The organism is Enterobacter sp. UPMP2061 (genome assembly GCF_053709615.1).
The window spans coordinates 91,283-109,358 of sequence record NZ_JBSKJP010000006.1 but is presented as its reverse complement, the minus strand read 5'-3'; the positions used below and the strand labels follow the sequence as shown (position 1 = coordinate 109,358).

The 18,076-nt window shown below is 57.9% G+C and carries 18 protein-coding genes; 12 read left to right on the top strand and 6 right to left on the bottom strand.

Annotation, left to right across the window (positions count from 1 at the left end; all coding sequences use genetic code 11):
• Positions 1-39: 39 nt before the first annotated feature.
• Entirely contained in the window at positions 40-591 is a 552-nt protein-coding gene (gene yjgA, locus ACWKXX_RS13980; protein ID WP_017383918.1) for a ribosome biogenesis factor YjgA, read from the bottom strand.
• 95 nt (positions 592-686) lie between these two features.
• Here yjgA and pmbA point away from each other — a divergent pair, with 95 nt between their 5' ends.
• A complete protein-coding gene (pmbA, locus tag ACWKXX_RS13975) occupies positions 687-2,039 on the top strand; it encodes a metalloprotease PmbA (RefSeq protein WP_015572506.1) in 1,353 nt (450 codons plus the stop codon).
• Positions 2,040-2,083: 44 nt separating this feature from the next.
• Positions 2,084-2,470: a cytochrome b562 gene (cybC, locus tag ACWKXX_RS13970; protein WP_010427378.1), complete on the top strand. Its 387-nt coding sequence runs from the start codon at positions 2,084-2,086 to the stop codon at positions 2,468-2,470.
• Between the two features lie 70 nt (positions 2,471-2,540).
• Here the strand turns inward: cybC and ACWKXX_RS13965 are convergent, their stop codons facing one another.
• On the bottom strand, positions 2,541-2,696 hold the full coding sequence (locus ACWKXX_RS13965) for a Hok/Gef family protein (protein ID WP_017383916.1): 156 nt from the start codon (positions 2,694-2,696) through the stop codon (positions 2,541-2,543).
• A 416-nt stretch (positions 2,697-3,112) separates the two neighbouring features.
• Here ACWKXX_RS13965 and ACWKXX_RS13960 point away from each other — a divergent pair, with 416 nt between their 5' ends.
• The 10 genes from ACWKXX_RS13960 to ACWKXX_RS13915 all read left to right on the top strand — a co-directional run bounded on the left by ACWKXX_RS13960 (position 3,113) and on the right by ACWKXX_RS13915 (position 11,787).
• Positions 3,113-3,451, top strand: coding sequence for a PRD domain-containing protein (locus tag ACWKXX_RS13960; protein WP_026080657.1), 339 nt, complete (start codon positions 3,113-3,115; stop codon positions 3,449-3,451).
• Between the two features lie 10 nt (positions 3,452-3,461).
• Complete coding sequence (locus ACWKXX_RS13955) at positions 3,462-3,824, top strand: SFCGS family glycine-rich protein (RefSeq protein ID WP_006810339.1); 363 nt, start codon at positions 3,462-3,464, stop codon at positions 3,822-3,824.
• 2 nt (positions 3,825-3,826) lie between these two features.
• Positions 3,827-4,126, top strand: coding sequence for a DUF4312 family protein (locus ACWKXX_RS13950; protein ID WP_006810338.1), 300 nt, complete (start codon positions 3,827-3,829; stop codon positions 4,124-4,126).
• Between the two features lie 22 nt (positions 4,127-4,148).
• Complete coding sequence (locus ACWKXX_RS13945; protein WP_006810337.1) at positions 4,149-4,925, top strand: DUF4311 domain-containing protein; 777 nt, start codon at positions 4,149-4,151, stop codon at positions 4,923-4,925.
• 13 nt (positions 4,926-4,938) lie between these two features.
• Positions 4,939-5,580: a DUF4310 family protein gene (locus ACWKXX_RS13940; RefSeq protein ID WP_015572508.1), complete on the top strand. Its 642-nt coding sequence runs from the start codon at positions 4,939-4,941 to the stop codon at positions 5,578-5,580.
• A gap of 42 nt (positions 5,581-5,622) precedes the next feature.
• Complete coding sequence (locus ACWKXX_RS13935) at positions 5,623-6,756, top strand: amidohydrolase/deacetylase family metallohydrolase (RefSeq protein ID WP_039271920.1); 1,134 nt, start codon at positions 5,623-5,625, stop codon at positions 6,754-6,756.
• Entirely contained in the window at positions 6,740-7,858 is a 1,119-nt protein-coding gene (locus ACWKXX_RS13930) for a DgaE family pyridoxal phosphate-dependent ammonia lyase (protein WP_017383914.1), read from the top strand. Before ACWKXX_RS13935 ends, ACWKXX_RS13930 begins: the two co-directional genes overlap by 17 nt.
• Positions 7,855-8,595, top strand: coding sequence for a 2-dehydro-3-deoxy-phosphogluconate aldolase (dagF, locus tag ACWKXX_RS13925; protein ID WP_015572511.1), 741 nt, complete (start codon positions 7,855-7,857; stop codon positions 8,593-8,595). Before ACWKXX_RS13930 ends, dagF begins: the two co-directional genes overlap by 4 nt.
• Before the next feature lie 125 nt (positions 8,596-8,720).
• Complete coding sequence (locus tag ACWKXX_RS13920; RefSeq protein ID WP_261665774.1) at positions 8,721-9,857, top strand: lactonase family protein; 1,137 nt, start codon at positions 8,721-8,723, stop codon at positions 9,855-9,857.
• A 19-nt stretch (positions 9,858-9,876) separates the two neighbouring features.
• Positions 9,877-11,787 carry a BglG family transcription antiterminator gene (locus ACWKXX_RS13915; protein WP_017383912.1) on the top strand — a complete coding sequence of 637 codons (1,911 nt, stop codon included), beginning with the start codon at positions 9,877-9,879 and terminating at the stop codon, positions 11,785-11,787.
• A gap of 32 nt (positions 11,788-11,819) precedes the next feature.
• Here ACWKXX_RS13915 and nrdG read toward each other — a convergent pair whose 3' ends face one another.
• The 4 genes from nrdG to ACWKXX_RS13895 form a co-directional block, all read right to left on the bottom strand.
• Positions 11,820-12,284: an anaerobic ribonucleoside-triphosphate reductase-activating protein gene (gene nrdG / locus ACWKXX_RS13910; RefSeq protein WP_015572513.1), complete on the bottom strand. Its 465-nt coding sequence runs from the start codon at positions 12,282-12,284 to the stop codon at positions 11,820-11,822.
• A 105-nt stretch (positions 12,285-12,389) separates the two neighbouring features.
• A complete protein-coding gene (gene nrdD, locus ACWKXX_RS13905; RefSeq protein WP_015572514.1) occupies positions 12,390-14,528 on the bottom strand; it encodes an anaerobic ribonucleoside-triphosphate reductase in 2,139 nt (712 codons plus the stop codon).
• Between the two features lie 368 nt (positions 14,529-14,896).
• Positions 14,897-15,469: a PTS sugar transporter subunit IIA gene (locus ACWKXX_RS13900; protein ID WP_045338909.1), complete on the bottom strand. Its 573-nt coding sequence runs from the start codon at positions 15,467-15,469 to the stop codon at positions 14,897-14,899.
• A gap of 1 nt (position 15,470) precedes the next feature.
• The gene (locus ACWKXX_RS13895; RefSeq protein WP_261665773.1) at positions 15,471-18,068 is read right to left on the bottom strand and encodes a glycoside hydrolase family 38 N-terminal domain-containing protein; all 2,598 of its coding nucleotides are present in this window, start codon (positions 18,066-18,068) and stop codon (positions 15,471-15,473) included.
• Positions 18,069-18,076: the final 8 nt, after the last annotated feature.

The window sequence follows — 18,076 nt, the reverse complement described above, 5'->3', positions numbered from 1 at the left end:
AAGGCGTTTACGCCGCCATCCGGCGCAAACCCGCACAGATTACTCTTCGTTCTCAGACAGCTCGCGCAGATACTGGAAAATCAGGCGCGCAGACTTCGGCGGCTTATTCCCTTCTTTCTCTTTCTTCGCGTTGCGGATCAGCGATCGCAGCTGCTGGCGGTCGGCATTCGGCCACAGGTTCAGCACTTCAGGTACCGCGTCATCACCTTGGTCGATCAAACGATCGCGGATCTGCTCCAGCTTATGGAACAGCGCAACCTGCTGATTGTGGCGGTTTTTCAGTTTGTCCAGCGCCTGACGGATCGGCTCCACGTCGCGCTGACGCAGCAGTTTACCGATAAGCTGAAGCTGGCGGCGACGCCCTTCTTTCTTGATTTTCTGTGCCAGTTCAATGGCATCACGCAGATCCTGGTCGAGCGGGATCTTATCCAGCGCGTTTTTACCCAGTTCTACCATTTCTGCGCCAAGCTGTTTTAACTCTTCGGCGTCACGTTTAATTTCACTTTTACTGACCCAGATGATCTCATCATCTTCGTCTTCGATGTCATCACCGGGAACGTCGTCGAGCCAGTCTTCGGGCTGCTTAGTCATGTCAGGCTCCTTAAAAAAAGAGGCTAATGTTACCAGTTAAGACGCGCACTGAAAAACGGTTCTCTGTTAGACTTCACTTAACTCTCTCTTACAGTATGGCATTTGCGATGAAAGTAACCTCACAAGTTGAAGCGCAGCGTAAGATCCTGGAAGAAGCCGTCTCCACCGCGCTGACGCTCGCTTCAGGTAAATCAGATGGCGCCGAAGTGGCGGTCAGCAAAACCACCGGCATCAGCGTGAGCACCCGCTATGGCGAAGTGGAGAATGTAGAATTTAACAGCGATGGCGCGCTGGGGATCACGGTGTATCACCAGAATCGTAAAGGCAGCGCGTCGTCTACCGATCTCAGTCCGGATGCCATCGCCCGTACGGTGCAGGCGGCGCTGGATATCGCGCGTTACACCTCCCCGGACCCTTACGCTGGCGTGGCCGATAAAGAGCTGCTGGCGTTTGACGCGCCGGATCTCGATCTGTTCCATCCCGCGGAAGTGACGCCGGATGAAGCCATTGAGCTGGCCGCGCGAGCCGAGCAGGCCTCTTTGCAGGCTGACAAACGCATCACCAATACCGAAGGCGGCAGCTTTAACAGCCACTACGGCATTAAAGTGTTTGGTAACTCCCATGGCATGTTGCAGGGGTACTGCTCAACCCGCCACTCGCTTTCCAGCTGCGTCATCGCCGAAGAAAACGGCGATATGGAGCGTGATTACGCGTATACCATTGGCCGCGCGCTGGGAGATTTGCAGTCTCCGGAGTGGGTGGGAAAAGCGTGCGCCGAACGCACGCTGTCACGCCTTTCGCCGCGTAAACTCTCCACCATGAAAGCGCCGGTCATTTTTGCCAACGAAGTGGCAACCGGCCTGTTTGGTCATCTGGTGGGAGCGATTGCGGGCGGTTCGGTGTACCGTAAATCGACCTTCCTGCTCGACTCGCTGGGCAAGCAGATCCTGCCGGAATGGCTGACCATCGAAGAGCACCCACACCTGCTGAAAGGGCTGGCCTCCACGCCGTTCGACAGCGAAGGCGTGCGCACGGAACGCCGGGATATCGTGAAAGACGGCATTCTGACCCAGTGGCTGCTGACCAACTACTCCGCGCGTAAGCTGGGGCTGAAAAGCACCGGGCACGCGGGCGGCATTCATAACTGGCGCATTGCCGGACAGGGCCTGAATTTTGAACAGATGCTGAAAGAGATGGGCACCGGCCTGGTGGTCACCGAGCTGATGGGGCAGGGCGTGAGCGGTATCACCGGCGACTACTCTCGCGGTGCAGCGGGCTTCTGGGTCGAAAACGGTGAAATTCAGTATCCGGTGAGCGAAATCACCATCGCCGGCAACCTGAAGGACATGTGGCGCAATATTGTTACGGTCGGTAACGATATTGAAACACGCAGCAATATTCAGTGTGGTTCTGTATTACTGCCGGAGATGAAAATCGCCGGGCAATAATCCCCGTAAAAGCGTGATTAATAATAAAAAAAAGGAAGTGAGCAATGCGTAAACACCTGTTAGCGATCGTCGCGGCTTCAACGCTGGTTCTTGGCTCGTCTGCGTTTGCTGCCGATCTCGAAGACAACATGGACATCCTCAGTGAAAACCTGAAGGTGGTGCAGAAAACGGACAATGCGGCGGACATGAAAGACGCATTGACTAAAATGCGTGAAGCCGCGCTGGATGCGCAAAAAGCGACGCCGCCGAAGCTGGAAAGCAAAGCGGCAGACAGCGCCGAGATGAAAGACTACCGCCACGGTTTTGACGTGCTGGTCGGCCAGATTGACGGCGCGCTGAAGCTGGCGAACGAAGGCAAAGTGAAAGAAGCCCAGGCGGCAGCCGATCAGTTTGTCGCGACCCGCAACACGTACCACAAAAAGTATCGTTAATTGGGTGCCTGAGCTGTACGTCCTCTCCCCGTATGCGGAGGCGCATGATGCGCCCCCGCATCGTTGCTCCCTACTTGCCGGAGCGACAATCCATCCGCGCTGTCACTTCAAGCGAGCCGTTACGAAAACGGATCTCGCACAGTGTTTTCCTCGTCACCAGCGTTAAGATGATTATTGTCAAAGAAATAATCATCAAAACCCCGATACTTGGGTTTCTGCGTTTCATGGATGCCTCCTTGCTTTTAAGCGGGCGAGGTAGCGAACTCCACGGTGTGACGTGTCGTTTCGAGCCCCCGCCCTGATTTTTTATCAGGCGGGGCTTTCCACTTTCCGTCCCATGCCTGAGACGGTCAGTCTCAAGCACCCGCCGCCACTCTAGCGGATCCCCATAAGAAAACCTTATCCACGTCACATTTCTACGAGCCTGCTCGTAATCTTTTCCACTCCGCTTACCAGTCTAATGCCGCGTAATAGCGTGATATTCATCACGTAAATCCAGCGATTTATACAGATTCACCGCATTTATGTGGCACAGATCACTGCTGCTGCTCGCCTTTCCACTTCGAAGTGGAAAACAACTCGCTACAAACAATTCCCCCTCGACGTTAGTTTTATTCCAGAGCCATTAACGGGGTAAGACGAGTGATTAACGGAGCGGTAATGAACGACGTTGGGGAACAGGCGGTGCAAACAGAACAGCTCGCGAACACCATGCTTCAGCAGGTCTACGCCCTGCTGGCCCGGCACAACATCATTCCCAACGCGGTACAGGAGCAGATGCTGACCTCCCACGTTCGCGCAATGGCGCACCGGTCCGTGACCGGCGAGCCGCTGCCAGAGGTTGAAGCAGAGCTGTTTGACGAAATTTCACCAGATTCAATGCAACTCGCCCGTGAAGTGGTAGCGCAGTTCGGCAACCTTCCTGATGAAGAGGCCTGGCTGCTCTCCGTTCACTTCGAAGTCGCGAAAGACAACCTTTAAGGAGCAACACATGGAACAGATTACAGTCGTGATTGGCGATCGCCTGGGTAAAGGTCAGAAAGTGGCTGCGGGTGTGGAAAAAGCCGGCGGACGCGCGGTTGTCGTACCGGGCATGGCAGCGGATATGAAGCTCGGTGACGTGATGAAAGCAGAAAACGCCACCTTCGGGATCTCCTTCTGCGGCAGCGGCGGCGCGGGCGCCATCACCGCTCAGACCAAATATGGCTACAAGGCCAAATACGGCATGCGCTCCGTGGATGAGGGGGTGACCGCCATCAACGAAGGCTGCAACGTGCTGGGCTTTGGCTTTATGGATAAAGAAGAGCTGGGCGAGCGTCTGGTACAGGCGTGGCAGAAGAAATACGGCGCGTAAGCATGAAAGAACAGTTCACAACCACGGTGAGAGTGAAGGGGAAGGGCGACGCCAAAGCGCGCGCCTTTGCCGACGCCCTCAACCACGTTCAGGCTGCGGTGATGAAAGCCTCACCGCATATCTTACTGCGTATTGAGCCACAGGATGTGCAGGTTGTTCAGGCGCAAGAAGCGGTGCGAAAAGAAGCGTTTCTGTTCTTCTTTTTGCGCCGGGAAAGACGCACCTACAGCGTGGAGCTGGATGTGACCGTCAACGTGACCGCCATCAATCTCGACCAGGTGGATTTCGTCACGCAACGCTGATTATTCATAAAAGGGCAGACTGATGTTCTTAATTATATTAATAAAATCGCTCATCATTGGCGGCCTGGTTGGCGTCGGTGTTGGCGCCGGGGCTGCACGCATGTTTCATGCGCCTACCACTCAGGGTATGGGCGCGTTTCGTACGTTGGGGGAACTGAACTCCTGCGAAGGGGATCCGGCGTCCCACTTCTCCTTTGGGTTAGGTTTCTTCTTTAACGCCTGGGCCTCTTCCGTGGCCGCAGGTGCCTTCACACAGGACGTTGACCACCGCATCATCCCGAACTGGGGTGCTGCTGCACTGATGATTAAAAACCGTAACGTCGGTGAAACGCTGCATGACCCGCGCAAAATGGCGATTGCCTGCGGCATCATCGGCATGATTGTCGTGACCTTCCTTAACCTGACCGCCTCCTCCGTTCCGGCAGCGCTTCAGGTCACCGCCGTGAAGGTGCTGGTACCGGCGGCGAACCTGCTGGTCAACACCGTGATGCCGGTGATCTTCTGGCTGGCGGCCATCGACGCGGGTAAAAAATCGGGCTTCTGGGCCACCATCTTTGGCGGCGCGGCACAGCTGATCATGGGTAACGCCGTACCGGGTCTGGTACTGGGTATTCTGATTGGTAAAGGTGTTGAAGAGAGTGGCTGGAACCACGTCACCAAAGTGATGATGGCGGCGATCGTTCTGCTCTTCGTGCTGAGCGGCTTCTTCCGCGGCTTCGACATGAAGATGATCGAATCCTTCCATCTGACCGTGCCGAACTGGCTCGACATGATCCACAACTCGCTCAGCGGTAAATAACAGGAGCCTCTAAATGGAACAGAATAAAGGTTTTTGGTATGCCGACTGGTCGTTCCCGATCTTCGTTGGCCTGCTCTCCTCCGGCGTCTTCGCCGGGACGCACATGTACTACCTCTACGGCATCGGCGCGTTTAACGAAGTGGCCTTCGTGGCGATGCTGAAAGCGGGAATCGATACCGGCGTCTACGGCGCGGTGGCGGCGTTCGGTGCGAGCTTCCTGTTCGCCCGTATTATCGAAGGCTCGCTGGTGGGTATTCTCGATATCGGCGGTGCGATCCAGACCGGCGTGGGCCTCGGCGTTCCGGCGCTGCTGCTGGGCGCGGGGATCATGTTCCCGGTGACCAACTTCATTGCCGCGCTGATTACCGGCCTGGTGATTGGCCTGGCGATTGGCTACGTCATCATCCTGGCGCGTAAGTTCACCATCAATCAGAGCAACTCCACCTACGGCGCAGACGTGATGATGGGCGCGGGTAACGCCTCCGGCCGCTTCCTCGGGCCGTTGATTATCCTCAGCGCTATGACCGCCTCTATTCCAATCGGCGTCGGTTCGCTGGTGGGCGCGCTGCTGTTCTACATCTGGCAGAAGCCGATTACCGGTGGCGCCATCCTCGGCGCAATGATTTTGGGCTGGCTGTTCCCGGTCGCCCTTTAATACCCGCGGGCGCTCCGGCGCCCGCTTTATCAGGAGATCCTCATGTTTGATTTACTCCTGCGCCGTGCGCGCCTCGCCGACGATACCCTGACCGATATCGCCATCCAGGACGGGAAGATTGCCGCGACAGGCGACATTGACGCTCCCGCCCGCAAAACGGTTGAGCTGAACGGCGACGTGTTCGTCAGCGCGGGCTGGATTGACTCCCACGTCCACTGCTACCCGAACTCCCCGATTTACCATGACGAGCCGGACAGCGTGGGCATTGCCACCGGCGTCACCACCGTGGTGGACGCGGGCAGCACCGGCGCCGACGACGTGGACGATTTTTACGCTATCACCCGCAAGGCTTCCACCGAGGTGTTTGCCCTGCTGAACATCTCCCGCGTGGGGCTGATCGCCCAGAACGAGCTGGCCAACATGGCGAACATTGACGCCGATGCGGTGAAGCAGGCGGTGACGCGCCACCCGGATTTTATCGTTGGCCTGAAGGCGCGCATGAGCAGCAGCGTGGTCGGTGAAAACGGCATCACCCCGCTGGAGCGCGCGAAAGCGATTCAGAAAGAGAACAGCGACCTGCCGCTGATGGTGCACATCGGCAACAACCCGCCGAACCTCGATGAGATTGCCGAACTGCTGAGCTCCGGCGACATCATCACCCACTGCTACAACGGCAAGCCTAACCGCATTCTGACGCCCTCCGGCGAGCTGCGCGCCTCCATTACGTCTGCGCTGAAGCGCGGCGTGCGCCTGGACGTCGGTCACGGCACGGCGAGCTTCAGCTTTGAAGTGGCGAAGCGCGCCATTGCGATGGGCATTCTGCCGCATACCATCAGCTCGGATATTTACTGCCGCAACCGTATCAACGGCCCGGTCGGCTCGCTGGCGAGCGTGATGTCGAAATTCCTCGCCATCGGCATGTCATTGCCGCAGGTGATTGACTGTGTCACGGCCAACGCCGCCGACGGCCTGCGCCTGACGCGCAAAGGCCGCATTCAGCCTGGCCTCGACGCCGATCTGACGCTGTTTACGCTCAAGCGCCAGCCGACGGTGCTGACGGATGCCGAAAACGACAGCCTACAGGCTGAACACATTCTGATGCCGCTTGCCGCGATCCGCGCGGGCAAGGGCTACATGACCGAACAAGGGAGCACGGAACATGCCTTCGATTTATGAGAAGTACAACTTAAAGCAGGTTATCAACACCTCTGGCCGCATGACGGCGCTGGGTGTCTCCACGCCGCGCCCGGAAGTGGTGCAGGCGGCGATGGACGGCATGAATCACTATTTCGAGATGAAGGATCTGGTCAATAAAACCGGGGAATACATCGCGAAGCTGCTGGAGGTGGAAGGGGCGACGGTGGTCTCCTGCGCGTCGGCGGGCATTGCCCAGTCCGTGGCGGCGGTGCTGGTGAAAGACAGCGACTGGCTGCTGGAAAACCTGCACGTCACACCGATTGAAAACAACGAAATCGTCCTGCCGAAAGGCCACAACGTGAACTTTGGCGCGCCGGTGGGCACCATGGTGGCGCTGGGCGGCGGCAAGCTGGTGGAGGCGGGCTACGCCAACGAATGCTCTGCCGATCAGCTGGCGGCGGCGATCACTCCGCGCACGGCGGCGATCCTCTACATCAAATCGCACCACTGCGTGCAGAAAAGCATGCTCAGCGTCGAGCAGGCGGCGGTCGTGGCGCGCAAGCACGATCTCCCGCTGATCGTCGATGCGGCGGCGGAAGAAGATCTGCACGCCTACTACCGCTCCGGTGCCGATCTGGTGATCTACAGCGGCGCGAAGGCGATCGAAGGGCCAACCAGCGGGCTGGTGATCGGCAAAACCCAGTACGTTGAGTGGGTGAAGCGCCAGACGGCGGGCATTGGTCGCGCGATGAAAGTGGGCAAAGAGGGTATCCTGGGCCTGACCTGCGCCATCGAACACTACCTGACGGCGACCAAAGAGAGCGGGGCCGAGATGGTGGCGAAGATGACGCCGTTTATCGACGCGTTGAACACCCTGAACGGCGTGACCGCGCGCGTGGTCTGGGACAGCGCCGGTCGCGATATCGCCCGTACCGAGATTAAGTTCGACGAAGCCGCTACGGGCGTCGGCACGGGCGATCTGGTGGCGAAGCTGAAACAGGGCGAATACGCCATTTACTTCCGTGGCTATAAGGCCAACGAAGGGATTATCGAGGCGGACGTGCGCAGCGTGAATGCTGACCAGCTGAACATCGTGTACCGCCGCATTAGCGAAGTATTAGGACAGGAGAAAAAAGCATGAAACTGACCCCCAACTTTTACCGTGACCGCGTCTGCCTGAACGTGCTGGCGGGATCGAAAGCCAACGCCAGCGCCATTTACGAGGCGGCGGAAGGTCACGTGCTGGTGGGCGTGCTCTCCAAAAATTACCCGGACGTGGCGAGCGCGGTTGCGGACATGCGCGAATACGCAGCCCTGATTGATAATGCGCTCTCCGTGGGGCTGGGCGCGGGCGACCCGAACCAGTCGGCGATGGTGAGTGAAATCTCCCGCCAGGTGCAGCCGCAGCACGTTAACCAGGTCTTTACCGGCGTGGCCACCAGCCGCGCGCTGCTGGGGCAGAATGAGTCCGTGGTCAACGGTCTGGTCTCCCCGACCGGCACCGTCGGCATGGTGAAAATCTCCACCGGCCCGCTGAGCAGCGCAGCTATGGACGGCATAGTGCCGGTTGAAACCGCTATCGCCCTGCTGAAAGATTTCGGCGGCAGCTCCATCAAGTACTTCCCGATGGGCGGCCTGAAATGCCGTGACGAATACCAGGCGGTGGCGGAAGCCTGCGCCCGTCACGACTTCTGGCTGGAGCCGACCGGGGGAATCGATCTGGAGAACTTCGAGGCGATCTTGCAGATCGCCCTGGATGCGGGCGTGAGCAAAATCATCCCGCATATCTACAGCTCGATTATCGATAAAGCCAGCGGTGATACGCGTCCGGAAGATGTGCGTACGCTGCTGGCGATGACGAAGAAGCTGGTTAAGTAAAATAAAACCTTACCCCTCACCCCAGCCCTCTCCCCAAAGGGGAGAGGGTGTAATCGTCCCCTCTCCCCTTTGGGGAGAGGGTTAGGGTGAGGGGAAACAAACCGCACACACCCGAAGGAGCCACCATGCACACCCGTACCCTGCTTGTCGCTTCACTCTCTTTACTTGCTACCTCTGCAATCGCTCAAACCCAGTACGCCTGGGTGGGCACCTATAATCCGAACGGTGAAGGGCTGTACCGCTTTACCGTCGATCCGCAAACCGGTGCGCTGAACGATAAAACACTGGTGAGCAAACTGCCGAACGCCGCGCAGTTAACCGTCTCACACGACGGCAAAACGCTGTATCTGGCAAGCGAAGTGGAGCAGGGCGTGGTGCAGGCGCTGCGCATCGGTGATAACGGCGCGCTGAACGAGCTGAATCAGGTGTCCTCCGGCGGCGCGGGGCCGGTGTATCTTTCCCTGACGCCGAACGGCAAACATCTGCTGGTGGCAAACTACATCAGCGGAACTGTCGCGGTGCTGCCCGTTAACGCAGACGGCAGCCTGGGCGATGCTACGGACACCCATCAGGACAAAGGCGAACCGGGCGCGGCGAAGCCGGAAGCTGCCGTCGAAGGCAGTTTCGCCATCAGCGATCATAACGGCCCACATGCGCACATGATCGCCGCCGATCCGGACGGGAAATACGTTTTTTCCACCGATCTGGGGCTGGATCGCATCTATCAGTACCGTTTTGACGATCAAACCGGGAAGCTGACTCCGAACGATCCGCCATTTATCAGCGCCTCCTCAAAAGGGGCCGGGCCGCGCCACTTCGTCTTTACGCCGAAAGGCGATGCCCTGTGGCTGATTAACGAAGAGGCGTCTACGCTCACCCATTATGCGCTGGACAGTAATGGCAGGCTGAAAGAGGGTAAAACGGTTTCAGCCTTGCCGGACGGTTATAAAGGCACCAGTTTTGCTGCCGGGCTGGCGCTAAGCGCCGACGGGAAACAGCTGTATGTCGCTAACCGTTTGCATAACAGCATCGGGCACTTTACCGTAACGGCAGAGGGTACGCTGACGCATCAGGATGATGTCTGGACGCGCGGCGACTATCCGCGCACCCTGACGCTCGATAAGCAGGGTCGCTGGCTGTACGTCATGAACCAGCGCAGCGACAACATTACCCGTTTCCGCGTGGCGCCGGACGGCAAGCTGAGCGCCGAGCCAGACTATACCCCGGTCGGCAGCCCATCCCAGATGGTCATTTCACCCTGAGCAGTAAGAGGACAACGACGTGCGATTTCCGAACCAACGTTTAGCGCAACTTTTCGATCTGTTGCAAAACGAGACGCTGCCGCAGGACGAGCTGGCGCAGCGGCTGTCGGTCTCCACGCGAACCGTCCGGGCGGATATCACCGCCCTGAACGCGCTGCTGGCCAGCCACGGCGCGCAGTTCATTTTGAGCCGGGGCAACGGCTATCAGCTCAAAATTAATGATGTGGTGCGCTATCAACAATTGCAGGCGTCCCACCCGCGCGCGCTGCGTATTCCGCGAACCGGACCGGAGCGCGTGCACTATCTGGTGGTGCGTTTTCTGACGTCAGCCTTTTCCCTCAAGCTGGAGGATCTGGCCGATGAGTGGTTCGTCAGCCGGGCTACGTTGCAGAGCGACATGGTGGAAGTGCGTGAGTGGTTTCACCGTTACAACCTGACGCTGGAAACCCGCCCGCGCCACGGGATGAAGCTGTTTGGCAGCGAGATGGCGATCCGCGCCTGCCTGACCGACCTCCTGTGGGAGCTGGCGCAGCAGGACAGCCTGAACCCGCTGGTGACCGACGTGGCGCTGAATGCGGGGGTGGCGGAAAAGATGGTGCCGGTGCTGCACGATGCGCTGACGCGCCATCACATTCGCCTGACCGATGAAGGCGAGCTGTTCCTGCGCCTGTACTGCGCGGTGTCGGTGCGGCGCATCAGCGAGGGGTATCCGCTGCCGGAATTCCACGCGGAAGACGTGGAAGAGAACGTGCGTGAGGCGGCGAAAGATATCGCGGTGGCTATCCAGGAGCTGGCGGGCAAAGCGCTGTCGCCGTCAGAAGAGAGCTGGCTGTGCGTGCACATTGCAGCGCGGCAGATCCAGGAGATCGCCCCGAGCGCGATTAATGCCGACGACGATGAAGCGCTGGTCAACTACATTCTGCGCTACATCAACACCCACTATAACTACAACCTGCTGAGCGATGAGCAACTGCATGCAGATCTGCTCACGCACATCAAAACCATGATTACCCGCGTGCGGTATCAAATCATGATCCCCAATCCGCTGCTGGATAACATCAAGCAGCACTACCCGATGGCGTGGGATATGACCCTCGCGGCGGTGTCGAGCTGGGGCAAATACACCCCGTATGTGATCAGCGAAAACGAAATTGGTTTTCTGGTGCTGCATATCGGCGTCGGGCTGGAGCGCCATTACAATATCGGCTACCAGCGCCAGCCGCGGGTGCTGCTGGTGTGCGACGCCGGTAACGCGATGGTGCGCATGATCGAGGCGGTACTTCAGCGTAAATATCCGCAGATTGAGGTGACGCGCACGCTCACCCTTCGTGAGTACGAGCTTGCCGATGCCATTGGCGAAGACTTCGTGATCTCCACCGCCCGCGTGAGCGAAAAATCCAAACCGGTGGTGATGATCGCCCCGTTCCCGACCGATTATCAGTTAGAGCAGATCGGCAAGCTGGTGCTGGTGGATCGCACCCGCCCGTGGATGCTGGAAAAATACTTCGACGCGGCCCATTTCCGCATTCTCGACAAGCCTGTCGACCAGCAAACGCTGTTCCGCGAACTGTGCGGGCAGCTTGAAGGGGAAGGTTTTGTCGGCGCGGAGTTTCTGGAATCGGTTATCGAGCGTGAAGCCATTGTCAGCACCATGCTCGGCGACGGCATCGCGCTGCCGCACTCCCTCGGGCTGCTGGCGCAAAAAACGGTGGTCTACACCGTGCTGGCGCCGCAGGGCATTCAGTGGGGAGATGAAACCGCTCATGTCATCTTCCTGCTCGCCATCAGCAAAAGCGAGTACGAAGAGGCAATGGCGATTTACGACATCTTTGTCACCTTCCTGCGTGAACGCGCGATGGCGCGCCTGTGCCAGTGCGAGAATTTTGCGGCGTTTAAGGCTGAGGCGATGGAGAGTTTGAGTCGGTTTTGACGTTCAGGCGGACAGAGGATATCCGCCTTCATTCAACGCAGATGATGCACAACCTGGTTGCTGCTGCCGCGCCAGATAAGCATAGGATCTTTTAGATCCTGCACGAACTTGCCGTCGACCAGGACGTTAATCAGATCCACCACTTCCATCTGCTGCGCATTCAGTTCATCCAGCTTATAGCCCGTCCAGACCCAGACGTCTTTTCCCGCGCACTCGCGGCGGATGCGTTTTACCAGCTTCAGGATCGCCGGCACGTTTTGCGGATGGAGCGGGTCGCCGCCGGAGAGCGAGATCCCCTGGCGTTTGATGCGCGTGTCGTTCAGGTCGTTGATGATGCGGTCTTCCATCTCAGCGGTAAACGGCATACCCGAGTTCAGGCGCCAGGTGCTTTTGTTGTAGCAGCCGGGGCACTCGTGAACGCAGCCTGATACAAACAGGGTACAGCGGGTGCCGGGGCCGTTGACGATGTCGACGGGGTAGTACTGGTGATAGTTCATCGCGAATAACCACGCCGGGTGGCGCTGCGCTTACCCGGCCTACAAAAGAGAGCGGTCCGTAGGCCCGGTAAGCGCAGCGCCACCGGGCATTAACGTGGCAGCGGATTACCCGATCTGCCCATTCCCCAGATGTTTCACCCTGCGCTTCACCTCTTCCTGCTTACCGGCGTTAAACGGACGGGCGTCCGGGCTGCCAAGGTAGCCGCACACGCGGCGGGTCACGGAGACGCGGGCTGCGTCGTGGTTACCGCATTTCGGGCAGGTGAAGCCTTTGCTGGTGCACTCGAACTCACCGGTAAAGCCGCACTCGTAGCACTCGTCAATTGGCGTGTTGGTTCCGTAGTACGGCACGTGCTGATAGCTGTAATCCCACACGTCTTCCAGCGCCTTCAGGTTATGCTGAATGTTCGGGTACTCGCCGTAGCAGATAAAACCGCCGTTCGCGATGGGCGGATAGGCCGCTTCAAAGTCGATCTTGTCGTACGGGTTCACCTTCTTCTCCACGTCGAGGTGGAAGCTGTTGGTGTAGTAACCTTTGTCGGTCACGCCTTCCACGATGCCGAACTCGGCGGTGTCCAGACGGCAGAAGCGATCGCAGAGGTTTTCGCTCGGCGTGCTGTACAGGCTGAAACCGTAGCCAGTTTCCTCTTTCCACTGGTCTACCGCATCGCGCAGGCGCTGCACAATCGCGATACCTTTCTCACGCAGGGCGTCGTTGTCATAGATGTGCTTGTCGCCAAACAGCGCGTTAATCGTTTCGTGAATGCCGATATAGCCAAGAGAGATCGATGCGCGACCGTTTTTGAAGATCTCCGACACATCATCGTCCGCCTTCAGGCGCACGCCGCAGGCTCCTTCCATATAGAGAATTGGCGCGACGCGGGCTTTCACCCCTTCAAGACGGGCGATGCGGGTCATAAGCGCCTTACGTGCCAGCTGTAAACGTTCATCCAGCAGCGTCCAGAAGGCCGCTTCATTCCCTTTAGCTTCCAGCGCGATGCGCGGCAGGTTCAGGCTGATGACGCCCAGGTTGTTGCGCCCGTCGTGGATCTGCTCGCCGTTCTCATCTTCGTACACGCCGAGGAAGCTGCGGCAGCCCATTGGCGTTTTAAACGAACCGGTGACTTTCACCACCTGGTCGTAGTTGAGGATGTCCGGGTACATACGCTTGCTCGCGCACTCCAGCGCCAGCTGCTTGATGTCATAGTTCGGATCGCCAAACTTGTGGTTCAGGCCGTCACGAATGGCGAACACCAGTTTCGGGAACACCGCCGTTTTACGGTTTTTACCGAGGCCGGAGATGCGGTTGCGCAGAATAGACTGCTGGATCAGGCGTGATTCCCAGCTGGTGCCGAGGCCAAACCCGAAGGTCACAAACGGCGTCTGGCCGTTGGCGGTGTGCAGCGTGTTTACCTCATATTCCAGCGACTGGAACGCGTCGTAGCACTCTTTCTCGGTGCGGGAACGGGCGTAACCGTCGGCATCCGGGATCTGCCACTCTTCCGCCGTTTTACGGTGTTTGTTGAAGCTCTCGGCCACGAACGGGGCCAGTACTTCATCGATGCGGTTAATGGTGGTGCCGCCATAGATGTGGCTCGCCACCTGGGCGATGATCTGCGCCGTGACCGCCGTCGCGGTGGAGATGGATTTCGGCGGCTCAATCTCGGCGTTACCCATTTTAAAACCGTGGGTCAGCATGCCTTTCAGGTCGATCAGCATGCAGTTAAACATCGGGAAGAACGGCGAGTAGTCGAGATCGTGATAGTGGATCTCACCGCGCTCGTGCGCAGACACCACGTCGCGCGGCAGCAGGTGCTGGCGGGCATAGTGCTTGGCGACGATACCGGCCAGCAGGTCGCGCTGGGTTGGGATCACTTTGCTGTCTTTGTTGGCATTTTCATTGAGCAGCGACGAGTTGGTTTGCTCTACCAGGCCGCGGATCTCCTGGTTCAGGCGACCGCGTTTCTCACGCTGGACGTCACGGTCGTGACGATACTCAATGTAGGCGCGCGCCAGCTGCTTGTACGGACCAGACATCAGCTGGTTTTCAACCGCGGTCTGGATCTCGTTGATATCCACCTGGCTGCGTTCATGCATCTGGCTGCTAACGACTTCTGCGACGGTGGCGCAGTAATCTGCGTCATCGACTCCCGCTGCTTTAGCTGCACGCAGAATGGCTTCTTTGATGCGCTCTGATTTAAACGGCACTTTACAGCCATCACGTTTCATCACATGCGGTGTCATGATCACTCCATTTTAAAAACAGGTTATCCACAAAGGTGGAGAAGTATTCACCGGACGTATTCCTCGCCGCGGCAAAGACTTCCCGCGTGCCCAGCTCGTGTTATCCACAATTCCGGCCAGCGTTCGCGCCGTCTTGTTGTTGGAATAGTAGACGATAAATACAAGATGTTGGGTCGGCGTGCATTTTAAGTGCTACATATAGTGATTTGCATCAAACAAGTTTGCGATTTTTTTGATGCAGAACAAAGTAAAAAGACGAGAGTACAAACGGCGGGCGCTGGGGCAATTGTAAAGACTCGAAGGAAAAATCTGATTAATTATTCAACAAAAACAAGCGCTCAGCAGAGCCTGTGCTGAGCGCTGCTCGATTAACTCACCCCGCAGGCCCAGCTCAACCCTGCCTGCAAAAAGGCTACGGTAACGATGCAGCCCAGTACCAACGGGATGAGAAGAGAGCTTTCGGGGGCATCGTCCTGTTTTTGAGAACCTTCATTACTCAGCGCAGACATCGCCTCTTCCCGCGTACGCGCCGCCAGCAATTGCTCACGCACCCGCTCATCCGTGAGTCTGCTGGTCAGCGTCGTCAGCAGGTGCATATGCGTACTGCCTGCTTCCGCTGGCGGAATGGCGAGCAGGAAAACCATCCTCACCTCTTCATCACCCTCCAGCCCCGGCCAGCATATCGGATCGTCAAAGAGCGCCAGACAAAATGCCGCCTGTTGCACCGCCTCGGTTTTACCGTGCGGGACAGCGAGCGCTTCACCCAGCGCGGTAGGGCCTTCACTTTCACGTTGTAAAACGCTTTCGATAAATGCCTCTCGATCGTTGATGACATTCCGCCTGGCGAGCGGCTCGGTGAGCCAGCGGATCACTGCTTCCGGCGTGCGTTGGGGCGGGTTGATAAACACCAGATCGGGATGCGTCAATGCAAGCAAGTTCATATTAAACCTCAATCAAAAAATCGCAGGTTGCGGAGGGGAGGATCGCCGTTACCGGCTGCACGGACTCTTCCAGATAGTTAATCTGACGAAGCCCCGCCAGGCTTTCCGGCACGGGAACGGTCTCCGTGCCAGCGTTAAACACGCGGACGACCGTACCTTGCGACTGCTGCGCATGGGGCAGAGCGGAAAGGATGAGCGGCTCCGGCAGGGTCATTAACGAGAATTGTGCCGGAAGCCTGCGTTCGGGCAGACGCAACGAAAAGCGCTCAAGACGGTGATCGAGCGTGTGTAGCGTTTGCCGTTGGTAGGTGAAGGGCTGTCCAACCGCCTGATTTTCCAGCTGGCGCAGCGTGAGGTGGTCGGCGTTGTCGGCCAGTGCGACGGTGAATGAAAAGCGCAACGGTTTCAGCAACTGGGCATCAGGAGTCTCAACCACCGTATTATTGATGCCGGAGGCCCGACCCGGTCGCCATTCGAGATCGCTGCGTCCGAGCACGCCCGTCGATTTAAACATCGTCAGGGCAATAGCAGCGGGTTCGCTGCCGATAATCTGAAATTCTTTCATGCCACGGCTAGTCACAACCAGCGCTTTACCCGGTTCCGTGACAGCGATAATGCCCTCGCTGGTTTCGATATCCACGGGCTTCTCGCGATAGCGTTCTTGCCAGTGTTCACCGTCATATCCCGTTTCGCGCTGGATGATTGCGAAGGGCTGTGAGGCGATAGCGTGAAGGGTGTGAACATCGCTGCCGATCAGTAAACGTAGCCGGTGATCGCAGTGGCTGTTTTCCAGCGAAGCCTCGACATACAGATTCGGATCGTCGTGGCGTAATTCGCAGACCAGACGAATGGATAACGGCGTTCGGGCCGTATCCTGACGGCTGGCGAGATCCTGCGGAAGACGCATTGTGGCCTCGACGGTCAGCTTTTCGACAAGCGGCGTTTTTACGCCGTCGACGAGCGTAAAATGCGAACAGCGCGTCGGCGCGTCGCCCGCAAGCGGTGAGAAATCGTAGCTGTCGCCCGCATCCGCGCAGTCTTCAAAGGTAAAGAAAGAGGGGATACGTCTGCCGCTGCGTTTGTCATGCAGGGTAAGCGTTCCGGCATCCAGCGACAGTCGATAATGCGCATTCTCAATCTCGCTGCCCTTTATCTTTTCAGACGCCAGGAAAGGCGCAGGGTCTTCTTCAACGTTAACGGTGAGATAGCCGATCGGCGGCAGAACCGGTGTCTTTACCGCAACGTGCCAGCGGTAATAAGGGAGAAGGGGCGTCTCGCACTCGCCCTCGGCGGTAAGGGAGATCGCCGTTCCGCCGGGCAGAATGTCTCTTTCCAGGACGTCGAAAGGGATGGGCTGCCCCTGATGCGTCAGGGCGATATTATCCGCCCGGCTATATAGGGTGGTTATCACCACGCGCTGCGTTGGGGTAGCTAGCGGGTTAAAGATCAGCAGGTCGCCATCCTGAACGCAGGCGGCGGCCAGGGTTTTCACCACCAGATTCCACAGGCTATGGCACAGCTGTTCGGTTTGTTCCAGTCGATGCAGAATGTCGCGGTTGGTGGCATCGCTATTACAGCCGCCAATGGAATCGTGGGCATGGTTTCGCAACAGCTTTTTCCAGAGGGTGTCGACTACCGCGAGGTTGACCGGAATCCCCTGGTGACGCGCCATTGCGATTGTCGGCTCCAGCTGTCGCAGGATGAACTGTTCAACCTCATCGTTTTTCTTTTTGATGTCGTAGCGCACGGAGCCGATCGTTTTATGGATGCGGGTGTAGCGCGGCGATTTCAGCTCCCCTTCCAGGAGCTCAAACTGTTCACGCTGCGCGCGAAGGGTTTCTACATAACGCTCCAGAGAACTGATGAAGTAACGGTCCTGATCCGGGGACTGCGCGCTGGCGACCTCCAGGATTTTCGGCAGCGCCGGGTCGATGCTGACCTGATCGCCGCCGCAGGGCAGGAGCAGGTCGTTTAGACCGGCCCGTGAACGCAATAGTGTAGTCATCGGGTAGATTTTTCCCTGGAGATGGGAGGCTTCCGAACGCATGTTTTTAGCCGCGCCATAACCGAGCGCCATCGCACAGGCGATGACGGTCGCACCTGACGGTGCGCGCCAGAGGAACTGGCTGCTTTTGGCGTGCCTGTCGTGATCGATACCGCGCCAGAAGACGATATTGTCGATATTGCAGCCCTGCAAAATCGTGGGCATTTGCGCATTGTGGCCGAAGGTATCCGGCAGATACCCGACCTGCATCGCATGCCCCAGCGCCCGGGCAGCAAAAATGCCGTACTTCAGATTGCGGATAATCGATTCGCCATGCACGTTGTAGGTGTCCGTCTGGGTATACCATGGCCCTACGAAGATCCTTTTTTCTCTGACCAGCTTTTCCAGCCTGGCGCGATAATCAGGATTGATGGCGAGAAAGTCCTCCACCACCGCCATCTGTCCGTCAAGGTGATAGCAGGTGTAAGCGGAGTCCTGCTCCAGCGTGTTGATGACGTCCGCAAAATTATATGACGCCAGCACCATGCTGTCCTGACGGGTGAAATACCACTCCTGATCCCAGTGCGTATGGGCAATGACGTGGATCTGATTCATAACGTTCC